This window comes from Serratia sp. NA_13 (assembly GCF_052691735.1).
The window spans coordinates 60159-73370 of the sequence record NZ_JBQZFV010000016.1 but is presented as its reverse complement, the minus strand read 5'-3'; the positions used below and the strand labels follow the sequence as shown (position 1 = coordinate 73370).

Sequence of the window (13212 nt, the reverse complement as noted above, 5' to 3'; positions counted from 1 at the left end):
CTTGCGTGGTTTGGCACCTTTGGTTAGTATTCACACCCGCTTCAGTGGGCAGTTTGATATAACGCCTGCGACTTCTTGTTAGAAAAGAAGCCTATGGGGTGTGAAGCATTTGGCACGCGGTGAAGCCGCAAGGATACAGGTACAACTATGTACGAAGCTCTTCTGGTAATTTTCCTGCTGATCTCAATCGGGCTGGTAGCTCTGATTATGCTGCAGCAAGGTAAAGGCGCTGATATGGGAGCCTCATTCGGAGCAGGTGCATCTGGCACATTGTTCGGTTCGAGTGGTTCCGGCAACTTCATGACCCGCATGACGGCTGTGCTGGCGACGTTGTTCTTCGTCATCAGTCTGATCCTTGGCAATCTGAGCACCAACCAGACCAAGAAGGGCAGCGAGTGGGAAAACCTGGGTCAGCCAGTGAAATCTGAGCAGACTACCGCGCCGGCAGCACCAACCAAGCCGAGCAGCGATATCCCACAGTAAGCGCCAAGTAGTAACAGAGTTTGAAAACGGTTGTTGTTACCTCGATATAAATAACAACCGTTAGCAGTAAGAATCAGTACCGAGGTGGTGGAATTGGTAGACACGCTACCTTGAGGTGGTAGTGCCCTAACGGGCTTGTGGGTTCGAGTCCCATCCTCGGTACCAAATCCCAGAGATAACTTGCTATTTTGCGATTATCGGCGTAATATTTGCCACGTTTTCGGACGCGGGGTGGAGCAGCCTGGTAGCTCGTCGGGCTCATAACCCGAAGGTCGTCGGTTCAAATCCGGCCCCCGCAACCACTTTCCTTTAAGTGTTTATTTTCAAATACACTTTTCGATTGAAATCCGCTTTTCTCGATCAACATTTGAAAATGACACTTGCTAGAAAGTTGCACCGAAGCCGCTTAGCGGCAAACAGGGTCCAGTTGCATAAAGCCCCGAATTTTCGGGGTTTTTTGTTATTTGGCAACAGAATCACTGGGCTATTAGGCCCTTTTTTTATGTCTTGGGGGTGGGCTTGTCCACATTAGAGCAAAAATTAACAGAGATGCTTTCGGCACCGGTAGAAGCGTTGGGCTTTGAACTTGTAGGCATCGAATTTATTCGTGCGCGCCAATCGACGCTCCGTATCTATATTGATAGTGAAAACGGCATCAATGTTGACGATTGTGCTGATGTCAGCCACCAGGTCAGCGCTGTATTGGACGTTGAAGAGCCAATCACAGTCGCTTACAACTTGGAAGTCTCCTCTCCTGGCCTTGATCGCCCGATGTTCACCGCCGAGCACTATACTCGTTTCCTCGGTGACGAAGTCAGCCTGGTCTTGCGCATGGCCGTACAGAACCGTCGCAAATGGCAGGGCATCATCAAGTCTGTCGATGGCGAGATGATCACTGTTGCTGTGGAAGGGAAAGATGAAGTGTTCGCGCTGAGCAATATCCAGAAAGCGAACCTGGTACCCCACTTTTAAAGTTTGGATGAGGCAACTAGGATGAATAAAGAGATTCTGGCTGTTGTTGAAGCTGTTTCCAATGAAAAATCCCTTCCGCGTGAGAAGATTTTCGAAGCGCTGGAAACCGCATTAGCCACCGCCACCAAGAAAAAATACGAGCAGGAAATCGAAGTTCGCGTCAGCATTGACCGCAAAACTGGCGATTTCGACACCTTCCGCCGTTGGGTCGCTGTAGATGAAGTGACTCAGCCAACGCGTGAAATCACGCTGGAAGCTGCACAGTATGAAGAGCCAGGTATTGAGCTGGGCGGTTACATCGAAGATCAGATTGAATCTGTGACCTTCGACCGTATCACCACTCAAACCGCGAAACAGGTTATCGTACAGAAAGTACGTGAAGCCGAGCGCGCGATGGTGGTTGACGCCTTCCGCCAGCACGAAGGTGAAATCGTCACCGGTGTAGTGAAGAAAGTTAACCGTGACAGCATTGCGCTGGACCTGGGTAGCAACGCTGAAGCGGTCATTGGCCGTGAAGACATGCTGCCACGCGAAAACTTCCGTCCGGGCGACCGTATCCGCGGTATCCTGTACGCTGTTCGTCCTGAAGCCCGTGGTGCGCAGCTGTTCGTCAGCCGCTCCAGCGCTGAGATGCTGAAAGAACTGTTCCGCATCGAAGTACCGGAAATCGGCGAAGAAGTGATCGAAATTAAAGCGGCAGCCCGCGATCCTGGCTCCCGTGCAAAAATTGCAGTGAAAACCAACGACAAACGCATCGACCCGGTCGGCGCTTGCGTAGGTATGCGCGGTGCGCGCGTTCAGGCCGTTTCGAGCGAGCTCGGCGGTGAACGTATCGACATCATCCTGTGGGATGATAACCCTGCGCAGTTCGTCATCAACGCCATGGCGCCGGCAGACGTTGCCTCAATCGTGGTTGATGAAGATAATTGCACTATGGATATCGCCGTTGAAGCCAGCAATCTGGCACAGGCGATCGGCCGTAATGGCCAAAACGTGCGTTTGGCATCCCAGTTGTTAAAACAGCATCGTGACGATGACCGTTGGGAACTGAACGTGATGACGGCGGACGATCTGCAGGCCAAGCACCAGGCCGAAGCTCATGCCGCCATTGATACCTTCACCAAACATCTTGATATTGACGAAGATTTCGCCACCGTACTGGTTGAAGAAGGCTTCTCTACTCTGGAAGAGTTGGCTTACGTGCCAATCAAAGAGTTGCTGGAAATCGACGGTCTGGATGAAGATATGGTTGAAGCGTTGCGCGATCGCGCCAAAGCTGCATTGACCACGCTGGCCCTGGCACAAGAAGAAAGCCTGGGCGACCAAAAACCTGCTGACGATTTGCTCAACCTGTCGGGTCTTGAGCGCAGCATGGCCTTTAAACTGGCCGCGCGTGGGGTTTGTACGCTGGAAGATCTTGCCGAGCAGGGTGTTGACGATCTGGCTGATATTGAAGGGCTTAGCGATGAGCAAGCCGGCGAGCTGATTATGGCCGCACGTAATATCTGTTGGTTTGGCGACAACGCGTAATAAACTGTAGCAGGAAGGAACAGCATGACGACAGATGTAACCGTAAAATCACTGGCAGCAGAGATTCAGACTCCAGTTGATCGCCTGGTACAGCAGTTTGCTGATGCAGGGATTAACAAGTCTGAGACAGACTCTGTAACCCAACATGAGAAAGAAGCCTTACTGGCGCACCTGAACCGTGAACACGGTAGTGCACCGGGTAAGCTCACGTTGCAGCGCAAAACGCGCAGCACCTTGAATATTCCGAGCACCGGCGGTAAAAGTAAATCGGTGCAAATCGAGGTCCGCAAGAAACGCACTTATGTAAATCGCGATACGCCAGAAGCCCAACAGGCTGAAGCGGCAGAGCAGGCACAGCGTGAAGCGGAAGAGCAGGCACAGCGCGCAGCAGAAGAGCTGGCAAAACGCGAAGCAGAAGCAAAGCGCGCAGCCGAAGAGCAAGCCAAACGTGAGGCCGCGGAGATTGCTAAGCGTAATTCAGCGGAAAAAGAAAAAGTGACGAATCAACATACCGACGAAATGACCAAGCCAGCTCAGGCAGAAAAAGCACGCCGTGAAGCCGAAGCCGCTGAACTGAAACGTAAAGCGGAAGAGGAAGTACGACGCAAGGTTGAAGAAGACGCCAAACGCGTAGCGGAAGAAGCGCGCCGTATGGCCGAAGAAAAAGGCGAAGAATGGGCTGCTGCAGAGAAAGCTAGCGCAGCGGTTGAAACTGCCGATTATCATGTCACCACTTCCCAGCACGCCCGTGCTGCCGAAGACGAAAACGACGCCAAAGTTGAAGGCGAACGCCGCACCCGCACTCGTGGCGGCAAAGCGACCAAGCAGAAGAAAGGCAACAAACTTTCCGAGTCTAAAGCAGACCGTGAAGAAGCGCGCGCCGTGACCCGTGGTGGTAAAGGCAAGCGTAAGCCAAGTACTCTGCAGCAGGGCTTCAACAAGCCGGCTCAGGTGGTTAACCGTGACGTTGTGATCGGCGAAACCATCACCGTGGCCGAACTGGCTAACAAGATGGCGGTTAAAGGCTCTCAGGTCATCAAAGCGATGATGAAACTGGGCGCAATGGCCACCATCAACCAGGTCATCGACCAGGAAACCGCCCAGCTGGTTGCCGAAGAGATGGGCCACAAAGTTATCCTGCGTCGTGAGAACGAGCTGGAAGAAGCGCTGATGAGCGACCGTGATACTGGTGCTGCGGCTGAGCCACGTGCGCCAGTTGTGACCATCATGGGCCACGTTGACCACGGTAAAACTTCTCTGCTGGACTACATCCGCTCCACCAAGGTGGCAGCAGGCGAGGCCGGTGGTATTACCCAGCATATCGGTGCTTACCACGTAGAAACCGAAAACGGCATGATCACCTTCCTGGATACCCCAGGCCACGCAGCCTTTACTTCAATGCGTGCTCGTGGTGCTCAGGCAACAGACATCGTTGTTCTGGTCGTTGCTGCCGACGACGGCGTGATGCCGCAAACCATCGAAGCTATCCAGCATGCGCAAGCAGCGAAGGTACCTTTGGTGGTTGCAGTAAACAAAATTGACAAGCCGGAAGCCGATCCGGACCGCGTTAAACAGGAACTGTCCCAGTACGGCGTTATGCCGGAAGAGTGGGGCGGCGAAGCACAGTTCGTTCACGTATCTGCGAAAGCCGGTACCGGTATCGACGAACTGCTGGAAGCTATCCTGCTGCGCTCTGAAGTTCTCGAACTGAAAGCGGTACGCAGCGGCATGGCCAGCGGCGTAGTTATCGAATCCTTCCTGGATAAAGGTCGTGGCCCGGTTGCTACCGTGCTGGTACAGGAAGGTACGCTGAATAAAGGCGATATCGTTCTGTGTGGCTTCGAATACGGCCGTGTGCGTGCGATGCGTGATGAACTAGGCCACGAAGTGACCTCAGCAGGTCCTTCTATTCCGGTTGAGATCCTGGGCCTGTCCAGCGTTCCAGCTGCCGGTGATGAAGTGACTGTAGTGCGTGACGAGAAGAAAGCGCGTGAAGTTGCGCTGTACCGTCAAGGCAAGTTCCGCGAAGTTAAACTGGCGCGTCAGCAGAAATCCAAACTGGAAAACATGTTTGCGAATATGACCGACGGTGAAGTTTCTGAGCTGAACATCGTACTGAAATCCGACGTACAGGGTTCTTGTGAAGCGATTATGGATTCATTGCTGAAACTCTCTACCGACGAAGTGAAAGTGAAGATTGTTGGCTCTGGCGTAGGGGGTATTACCGAAACCGACGCCACGCTGGCAGCGGCTTCCAACGCTATCATCCTGGGCTTCAACGTCCGTGCCGACGCTTCTGCGCGCCGCGTGATTGAAGCAGAAAGCCTGGATCTGCGTTACTACTCCGTGATCTATAACCTGATCGACGAAGTGAAGCAGGCGATGAGCGGTATGTTGGCGCCTGAGTACAAGCAGCAGATTATCGGCCTGGCCGCCGTACGTGACGTGTTCAAATCACCTAAATTCGGTGCCATTGCAGGTTGTATGGTTACCGAAGGGAACATCAAACGTCACAACCCAATCCGCGTTCTGCGCGACAACGTGGTTATCTATGAAGGCGAGCTGGAATCCTTACGCCGCTTCAAAGATGACGTTAACGAAGTCCGTAACGGCATGGAATGTGGTATCGGCGTTAAGAACTACAACGACGTGCGCGTCGGCGACATGATCGAAGTATTCGAAATCATCGAGATCCAACGCACCATCGCTTAACGCTAGCACATCTGCTTAAGTCTGTTCTGGGGGGCCTTGTGCCCCCCGATTTGTCTGGAGAATCCCCAAAATGGCAAAAGAATTCAGCCGCGGTCAGCGCGTGGCACAAGAGATGCAAAAAGAGATTGCTATCATTCTGCAGCGTGAAGTCAAAGATCCGCGTGTCGGCATGGCTACCGTTTCTGGTGTAGAAGTTTCTCGTGATTTGGCCTATGCCAAAGTTTACGTCACCTTCCTGAACGTATTGACCGAAAACGCCGATCCGGATCTGGTGCCTAAAGGCATTAAAGCTCTGGAAGATGCTTCCGGCTACATCCGCACGCTGCTGGGTAAAGCCATGCGCCTGCGCGTAGTACCTGAGCTGACCTTCGCTTACGATAACTCCCTGGTTGAAGGCATGCGCATGTCCAACCTGGTGACCAACGTAGTGAAGAATGACGCCGAGCGCCGTTCCGCATCAGGCGATGACGAGGAGGCTTAATGAGTCGCCCTCGTCGCCGCGGCCGTGATATCCACGGTGTCCTGTTGCTGGACAAACCGGAGGGCCTGTCATCCAACGACGCCCTACAAAAAGTAAAGCGCCTCTATAACGCCAATCGCGCGGGCCACACCGGTGCGCTCGACCCGCTGGCGACTGGCATGCTGCCGATTTGCCTCGGTGAGGCGACCAAGTTTTCACAGTTCCTGCTCGACTCCGACAAACGCTACCGCGTGATTGCCCGGCTCGGTCAGCGTACCGATACCTCGGATGCTGACGGCCAAATTGTGCAGGAGCGGCCGGTGAGTTTCACCCAGGTGCAGCTCGATGCGGCGCTGGACAGTTTCCGTGGCGATATTAAGCAGGTGCCTTCGATGTACTCGGCGCTGAAATACCAGGGCAAGAAACTCTATGAGTATGCTCGCCAGGGTATCGAAGTGCCGCGTGAAGCGCGTAGCATTACCGTTTACGAACTGCAGTTTATTCGCTGGGAAGGGGATGAGCTGGAGCTGGAAATTCACTGCTCAAAAGGCACTTACATCCGCACCATCACCGATGACCTCGGTGAGCTGCTGGGATGTGGTGCGCACGTGATCTATTTGCGTCGTCTGCAGGTGGCGACCTACCCGACCGAGCGCATGGTCACGCTGGAGCAGTTGAACGAATTGCTGGAGCAGGCCCATCGGCAGGGAATCGCCCCGGCCGAGCTACTCGATCCGTTGTTGATGCCGATGGACAGTCCGGTGGAGAACTACCCGGAAGTGAATCTGCTGCCTGTTGTTGCCGGTTACGTTAAGCAAGGGCAACCGGTTCAGGTTGCTGGTGCACCTGCCTCGGGCATGGTCCGTATCACTGAAGGTGAAGAGCGTAAATTTATCGGCGTCGGTGATATTGCCGATGACGGTCGTGTGGCGCCGCGCCGCCTGGTAGTTGAATATTTCGACTAAGGGTAGAAAACGCACTGCCTTGCGATCGCACTGCGCTAAGGGTAGAATGGCGCAGCTTATGCATTGGGTTGCTGAATTAGAGATCGGCGCCTGTATTTATTATCTATAATCTGGAGTAAGACAATGTCTCTAAGTGTTGAAGCTAAAGCTAAAATCGTAGCTGATTTCGGTCGTGGTACTAACGACAGCGGTTCTTCCGAAGTTCAGGTTGCCCTGTTGACTGCGCAGATCAACCATCTGCAAGGCCACTTCTCAGAGCACAAAAAAGATCACCACAGCCGTCGTGGTCTGCTGCGTATGGTTTCTCAGCGTCGTAAGCTGCTGGACTACCTGAAGCGTAAAGATGTAGCACGTTACACCAGCCTGATCGAGCGTCTGGGTCTGCGTCGCTAATCAAGCGAGTTTCAGTGGAAAGGGGCCTATTTTGGCCCCTTTCTTCTAGGAAGCATAAGCAAATCAGGTTAATGTATTACTGATGTTTCCAAACAGGCTCTTCCGTTACAGAGGTTCGCGCGGCTAATGAGAGGCTTTGTCTCAGGCTTGAGATAAGGATTGTCATTAGTCGCGAGGATGTAGTGAGAAGGCAAACCGAGTCACTGGCGTGTCGAGTCGACAATACGATTGCGCGCCTAATCTAAGGATATAATTTTGCTGACACCGATCATTCGCAAATTCCAGTATGGCCAGCATACCCTCACTATTGAGACTGGTATGATGGCTCGTCAGGCCACTGCTGCCGTTATGGTGAGCATGGATGACACCGCAGTATTCGTTACCGTAGTTGGCCAGAAAAAAGCCAAACCAGGCCAGAGCTTCTTCCCACTGACGGTTAACTATCAGGAGCGTACCTACGCTGCTGGTCGTATCCCGGGTAGCTTCTTCCGTCGTGAAGGCCGTCCGAGCGAAGGTGAAACCCTGACCTCCCGTCTGATTGACCGTCCGATCCGTCCACTGTTCCCGGACAGCTTCCTGAACGAAGTTCAGGTGATCGCGACCGTTGTTTCCCTTAACCCGCAGGTTAACCCGGACATCGTTGCGATGATCGGTGCCTCTGCCGCCCTGAGCCTGTCCGGTATTCCGTTCAATGGCCCAATCGGTGCTGCGCGCGTGGGTTACATCAACAATCAATACGTGTTGAACCCAACCAGCGATGAGCTGAAAGAAAGCAGCCTGGACTTGGTGGTTGCCGGTACCGCTGGCGCAGTACTGATGGTTGAATCCGAAGCTGACGTTCTGAGCGAAGATCAGATGCTGGGTGCGGTGGTATTTGGCCACGAGCAACAGCAAATCGTTATCGAAAACATTAATTCCCTGGTTGCCGAAGCCGGCAAGCCTAAGTGGGACTGGCAGGCACCTTCAGTCAACGAAGCGCTGCACGCGCGCGTTGCAGAACTGGCAGAAGGCCGCCTGGGTGACGCTTATCACATCACCGAAAAACAAGAGCGTTACGCTCAGGTTGATGCGATCAAGAGCAGCGTTGTTGAAACCCTGCTGGCCCAGGACGAAACCCTGGACGTGTCTGAAATTCAGGACATCCTGGGTAGCGTTGAGAAAAACGTCGTTCGTAGCCGCGTACTGCGTGGCGAGCCGCGTATCGACGGCCGTGAAAAAGACATGATCCGTGGTCTGGACGTACGCACCGGCGTACTGCCGCGTACCCACGGCTCCGCGCTGTTCACCCGTGGTGAGACTCAGGCACTGGTTACCGCAACGCTGGGCACCGCCCGTGACGCGCAGAACCTGGATGAGCTGATGGGCGAAAAGACCGACAGCTTCCTGTTCCACTACAACTTCCCTCCGTACTCCGTTGGTGAGACCGGGATGGTAGGTTCGCCAAAACGTCGTGAAATTGGTCACGGTCGCCTGGCGAAACGTGGCGTATTGGCTATGATGCCTAAGCCAGAAGATTTCCCGTACACGGTACGTGTGGTTTCTGAAATCACCGAATCCAACGGTTCTTCTTCCATGGCTTCCGTCTGTGGTGCCTCTCTGGCACTGATGGATGCAGGTGTGCCAATCAAGGCCGCCGTTGCCGGTATCGCAATGGGTCTGGTGAAAGAACAAGACAACTTTGTTGTTCTGTCCGACATTCTGGGTGACGAAGATCACCTGGGCGACATGGACTTCAAAGTAGCCGGTAGCCGTGACGGTATTACCGCGCTGCAGATGGACATTAAAATTGAAGGCATCACCCGCGAAATCATGCAGGTGGCACTGAACCAGGCCAAGGGCGCGCGTCTGCACATCCTGGGCGTAATGGAACAGGCTATCAGCACCCCGCGTGGCGATATATCTCAGTTCGCACCACGTATCCACACAATCCGAATCAACCCGGACAAGATCAAAGACGTGATCGGTAAAGGCGGTTCTGTCATCCGTGCGCTGACAGAAGAGACCGGCACTACCATTGAAATCGAAGATGATGGTACAGTTAAAATCGCTGCTACCGACGGTGAGAAAGCGAAATTCGCTATCCGTCGCATCGAAGAGATCACTGCCGAGATCGAAGTGGGCCGTATTTACCAGGGTAAAGTTACCCGTATCGTTGATTTCGGCGCATTCGTGGCGATCGGCGGCGGTAAAGAAGGTCTGGTGCACATCTCTCAAATCGCTGACAAGCGCGTTGAGAAAGTGACCGACTATCTGCAGATGGGTCAGGAAGTACCGGTTAAGGTACTGGAAGTTGACCGTCAGGGCCGTGTGCGTCTGAGCATCAAAGAAGCGACTGCCCCAGAAGCAGGTTCACCTGCGCCTGAAGCAGAATAACTGTATAGATAGATTTACAGCTCCCGGCCATGAGGTTGGGGGCTGTTCATATAACGCGGGCAGGATGTCTGCGTATTTGCAAACGGATGAAAGGATGTTCATCCAATGTTTGTCTTCGGGAGTGGGAAATGAAGCCTTTCTTGCGCTGGTTTTACGTTGCGACAGCACTCATGCTGGCAGGATGCAGCAACCATGATTGGCGTAAAGACGAAGTTTTGGCTATCCCGTTGCAGCCAACACTGCAGCAGGAAGTGATCCTGGCGCGCATGGAACAAATACTTGCCAGCCGGGCACTGACGGACGATGAGCGTGCGCAGCTTTTATATGAGCGTGGAGTGCTGTATGATAGCCTCGGGCTACGTGCACTGGCGCGCAATGATTTCTCGCAAGCGCTGGCGATACGTCCTGATATGCCAGAAGTTTTCAACTACCTGGGCATTTACTTAACGCAGGCAGGCAATTTTGATGCTGCCTATGAAGCGTTTGATTCTGTACTAGAGCTTGATCCAACTTACAATTACGCGCGTTTAAACCGGGGCATCGCTCTTTATTATGGCGGCCGCTTCCCGTTGGCGCAGGATGATCTGCAGGCGTTTTATCAAGACGACCCAAACGATCCCTTCCGTTCGTTGTGGCTTTATCTTGTGGAAAGAGAAATCGATCCCAAGAAGGCTGACGTAGCGCTCCAGCAGCGTTATGACAAAGCGAACCGAGGGCAATGGGGATGGAATATTGTCGAATTCTACCTGGGCAACATCAGTGAAAAAACGCTGATGGAAAGGCTCAAGGCAGATGCAACGGATAACACTTCGCTCGCTGAGCATCTCAGTGAAACTGACTTCTATTTAGGTAAGCATTACCTAAGTCTGGGGGACAAGGACACCGCTTTGGCGCTGTTCAAACTGACGGTGGCTAACAACGTTCATAACTTCGTTGAGCACCGCTATGCATTGTTGGAATTGGCGCTGTTGGGCCAAGAACAAGACGACCTATCGGAATCGGACCAGCAATAGCTGACGAACACCTCTACCCAATAGATTTCAAATTGCGGCAAGGCGGCAATCGAACGAATCCCTGGGAGCTTAGTTCACTAAGTGACGAGGGTGAGGGAGAGCAGCCAACACAGCGGCGGTTTGGAAGATGAAGGGTAATCAGCCTGATATACATTGGTTTATAGCCAAAGTTATCGTCTTTACGGGCGAGGGCTTTTTTGTTCGTTTTATAATCTAATTTGAGCCGGTTCACACTTTTCAATGAAAATGACTGAAAATTTTCTCGACGAGTTATGTAGACTGGCTGCCATTATTAATGAGGCACGTGTACATGACTACTGAGCTTGAAACCTCTTTTGCTGACCTGGGGCTGTCTGCTCCAATCATTTCTGCCCTGACCGATCTGGGCTACGAAAAACCGTCACCGATCCAGGCAGAGTGTATTCCTCACCTGTTGAACGGCCGTGATGTGCTGGGCATGGCGCAGACCGGTAGCGGTAAAACTGCAGCATTCTCGCTGCCACTGTTGCACAACCTGAAAGCCGATCTGAAAGCACCGCAGATCCTGGTATTGGCACCGACCCGCGAACTGGCGGTTCAGGTTGCTGAAGCAATGACTGATTTCTCCAAACACATGCATGGCGTTAACGTTGTGGCCCTGTACGGCGGCCAGCGTTATGACGTGCAGCTGCGCGCTCTGCGTCAGGGCCCGCAAATCGTAGTAGGGACTCCAGGCCGTCTGCTGGACCACCTGAAACGCGGCACGCTGAACCTCTCCAGCCTGAGTGGCCTGGTGCTGGATGAAGCCGACGAAATGCTGCGCATGGGCTTTATCGAAGACGTAGAAACCATCATGGCGGAGATCCCGGCTGAACATCAGACCGCGCTGTTCTCTGCAACCATGCCGGAAGCGATCCGTCGCATTACCCGCCGCTTTATGAAAGAGCCGCAGGAAGTGCGTATCCAGTCCAGCATCACTACCCGTCCGGACATCAGCCAGAGTTATTGGACTGTGCAGGGCATGCGTAAAAACGAAGCGCTGGTGCGTTTCCTGGAAGCTGAAGACTTTGATGCGGCGATTATTTTCGTTCGTACCAAAAATGCGACCCTGGAAGTGGCTGAAGCGCTGGAGCGCAGTGGCTACAACAGCGCCGCTCTGAACGGTGACATGAACCAGGCTCTGCGTGAGCAAACCCTGGAGCGTCTGAAAGGTGGCCGTCTGGATATCCTGATCGCGACCGACGTTGCTGCTCGTGGCCTGGACGTTGAGCGTATCAGCCTGGTGGTAAACTATGATATCCCTATGGATTCCGAGTCTTACGTTCACCGTATCGGCCGTACCGGTCGTGCTGGTCGTGCCGGTCGCGCACTGTTGTTCGTAGAAAACCGCGAACGCCGCCTGCTGCGCAACATCGAACGCACCATGAAGCTGACCATTCCAGAAGTTGAACTGCCAAACGCAGAACTGCTGGGTGAGCGTCGTCTGGCCAAGTTCGCCGCTAAAGTACAGCAACAACTGGAAAGCAGCGATCTGGACATGTACCGTGGCCTGCTGGCTAAACTGCAGCCGGGCGAAGAAGAACTGGAAATGGAAACGCTGGCCGCAGCACTGCTGAAAATGGCACAGGGCGAACGTCCTCTGATCCTGCCACCGGACCCAGTGTTCAAGCCGCGTCAGCGTCGTGAGTTCAACGACCGTGACGATCGCGGTAGCGACCGTCGTCGTGACGCGCGTCCAGACAGCCGTGACGGTGGCGCTGAGCGTCCACGTCGTGAACGTCGTGACGTTGGCGAAATGCAGCTGTACCGCATTGAAGTGGGTCGTGATGATGGCGTTGAAGTTCGTCATATCGTTGGCGCGATCGCTAACGAAGGCGACATCAGCAGCCGTTACATTGGTAACATCAAACTGTTTGCCGGGCACTCTACTATCGAGCTGCCAAAAGGTATGCCGGGCGAGATCCTGTCTCACTTCACCCGTACCCGCATCTTGAACAAACCGATGAACATGCAACTGCTGGGCGATGCACAGCCGCATGAACGTCGTGAGCGTCCTGCCGGTAACGGTGAACGTCGTGGCGGTGGTCGTCCATTCAACGGCGAACGTCGTGAAGGGGCAAACCCAGGTCGTCGTTCTTTCGGTGATCGTCGTGAGGGCGGTACTGCTGCACCTGCTGGCAACGGTGGCGAGCGTCGTGGCGGTAACTTCAACCGTGACGGCCAACGCGCACCACGTCGTGATGACGCCGCTCCGGCTGCACCACGTCGCCGTTTCGGTGATGCATAACATCTAATTTGACCGTTCGCGGTTAATTGGACTAAAGACCAGCCT

General features: G+C 53.8%; 11 protein-coding genes and 2 tRNA genes. All 13 read left to right on the top strand.

Features of this window, described 5'->3' with window-relative positions:
• Positions 1–147: 147 nt before the first annotated feature.
• The 13 genes from secG to ACUTSU_RS18965 all read left to right on the top strand — a co-directional run bounded on the left by secG (position 148) and on the right by ACUTSU_RS18965 (position 13167).
• Positions 148–483, top strand: coding sequence for a preprotein translocase subunit SecG (gene secG / locus ACUTSU_RS19025; protein WP_012004944.1), 336 nt, complete (start codon positions 148–150; stop codon positions 481–483).
• A gap of 78 nt (positions 484–561) precedes the next feature.
• Positions 562–648 (top strand) — tRNA-Leu (locus ACUTSU_RS19020).
• A 60-nt stretch (positions 649–708) separates the two neighbouring features.
• Positions 709–785: transfer RNA gene (locus ACUTSU_RS19015), tRNA-Met, on the top strand.
• A gap of 217 nt (positions 786–1002) precedes the next feature.
• Positions 1003–1455, top strand: a complete 453-nt coding sequence (rimP, locus tag ACUTSU_RS19010) for a ribosome maturation factor RimP (protein ID WP_012004945.1) — start codon at positions 1003–1005, stop codon at positions 1453–1455.
• Positions 1456–1476: 21 nt separating this feature from the next.
• Positions 1477–2985, top strand: a complete 1509-nt coding sequence (gene nusA / locus ACUTSU_RS19005; protein ID WP_112347918.1) for a transcription termination factor NusA — start codon at positions 1477–1479, stop codon at positions 2983–2985.
• A gap of 24 nt (positions 2986–3009) precedes the next feature.
• On the top strand, positions 3010–5697 hold the full coding sequence (gene infB / locus ACUTSU_RS19000; RefSeq protein WP_261110114.1) for a translation initiation factor IF-2: 2688 nt from the start codon (positions 3010–3012) through the stop codon (positions 5695–5697).
• A 70-nt stretch (positions 5698–5767) separates the two neighbouring features.
• A complete protein-coding gene (gene rbfA, locus ACUTSU_RS18995) occupies positions 5768–6178 on the top strand; it encodes a 30S ribosome-binding factor RbfA (RefSeq protein WP_085119479.1) in 411 nt (136 codons plus the stop codon).
• On the top strand, positions 6178–7122 hold the full coding sequence (gene truB / locus ACUTSU_RS18990; RefSeq protein WP_445651171.1) for a tRNA pseudouridine(55) synthase TruB: 945 nt from the start codon (positions 6178–6180) through the stop codon (positions 7120–7122). The genes rbfA and truB overlap by 1 nt, the downstream gene beginning before the upstream one ends.
• Before the next feature lie 123 nt (positions 7123–7245).
• Positions 7246–7515: a 30S ribosomal protein S15 gene (rpsO, locus tag ACUTSU_RS18985; RefSeq protein ID WP_012004950.1), complete on the top strand. Its 270-nt coding sequence runs from the start codon at positions 7246–7248 to the stop codon at positions 7513–7515.
• A gap of 255 nt (positions 7516–7770) precedes the next feature.
• Positions 7771–9888, top strand: coding sequence for a polyribonucleotide nucleotidyltransferase (gene pnp, locus ACUTSU_RS18980; protein ID WP_445654590.1), 2118 nt, complete (start codon positions 7771–7773; stop codon positions 9886–9888).
• Between the two features lie 128 nt (positions 9889–10016).
• On the top strand, positions 10017–10901 hold the full coding sequence (nlpI, locus tag ACUTSU_RS18975; protein WP_445651172.1) for a lipoprotein NlpI: 885 nt from the start codon (positions 10017–10019) through the stop codon (positions 10899–10901).
• A gap of 240 nt (positions 10902–11141) precedes the next feature.
• Positions 11142–11222: a protein YrbN gene (gene yrbN / locus ACUTSU_RS18970; RefSeq protein WP_096335046.1), complete on the top strand. Its 81-nt coding sequence runs from the start codon at positions 11142–11144 to the stop codon at positions 11220–11222.
• Complete coding sequence (locus tag ACUTSU_RS18965; RefSeq protein WP_445654589.1) at positions 11212–13167, top strand: DEAD/DEAH family ATP-dependent RNA helicase; 1956 nt, start codon at positions 11212–11214, stop codon at positions 13165–13167. Before yrbN ends, ACUTSU_RS18965 begins: the two co-directional genes overlap by 11 nt.
• Positions 13168–13212: the final 45 nt, after the last annotated feature.

Bases quoted from the DNA above. Each gene is read 5' to 3' on its own strand.
- rpsO (WP_012004950.1), top strand. From the start codon at position 7,246: ATGTCTCTAAGTGTTGAAGCTAAAGCTAAAATCGTAGCTGATTTCGGT.
- yrbN (WP_096335046.1), top strand. From the start codon at position 11,142: ATGAAAATGACTGAAAATTTTCTCGACGAGTTATGTAGACTGGCTGCC.
- ACUTSU_RS18965 (WP_445654589.1), top strand. From the start codon at position 11,212: ATGACTACTGAGCTTGAAACCTCTTTTGCTGACCTGGGGCTGTCTGCT.
- rbfA (WP_085119479.1), top strand. From the start codon at position 5,768: ATGGCAAAAGAATTCAGCCGCGGTCAGCGCGTGGCACAAGAGATGCAA.
- truB (WP_445651171.1), top strand. From the start codon at position 6,178: ATGAGTCGCCCTCGTCGCCGCGGCCGTGATATCCACGGTGTCCTGTTG.
- nusA (WP_112347918.1), top strand. From the start codon at position 1,477: ATGAATAAAGAGATTCTGGCTGTTGTTGAAGCTGTTTCCAATGAAAAA.
- infB (WP_261110114.1), top strand. From the start codon at position 3,010: ATGACGACAGATGTAACCGTAAAATCACTGGCAGCAGAGATTCAGACT.
- secG (WP_012004944.1), top strand. From the start codon at position 148: ATGTACGAAGCTCTTCTGGTAATTTTCCTGCTGATCTCAATCGGGCTG.
- nlpI (WP_445651172.1), top strand. From the start codon at position 10,017: ATGAAGCCTTTCTTGCGCTGGTTTTACGTTGCGACAGCACTCATGCTG.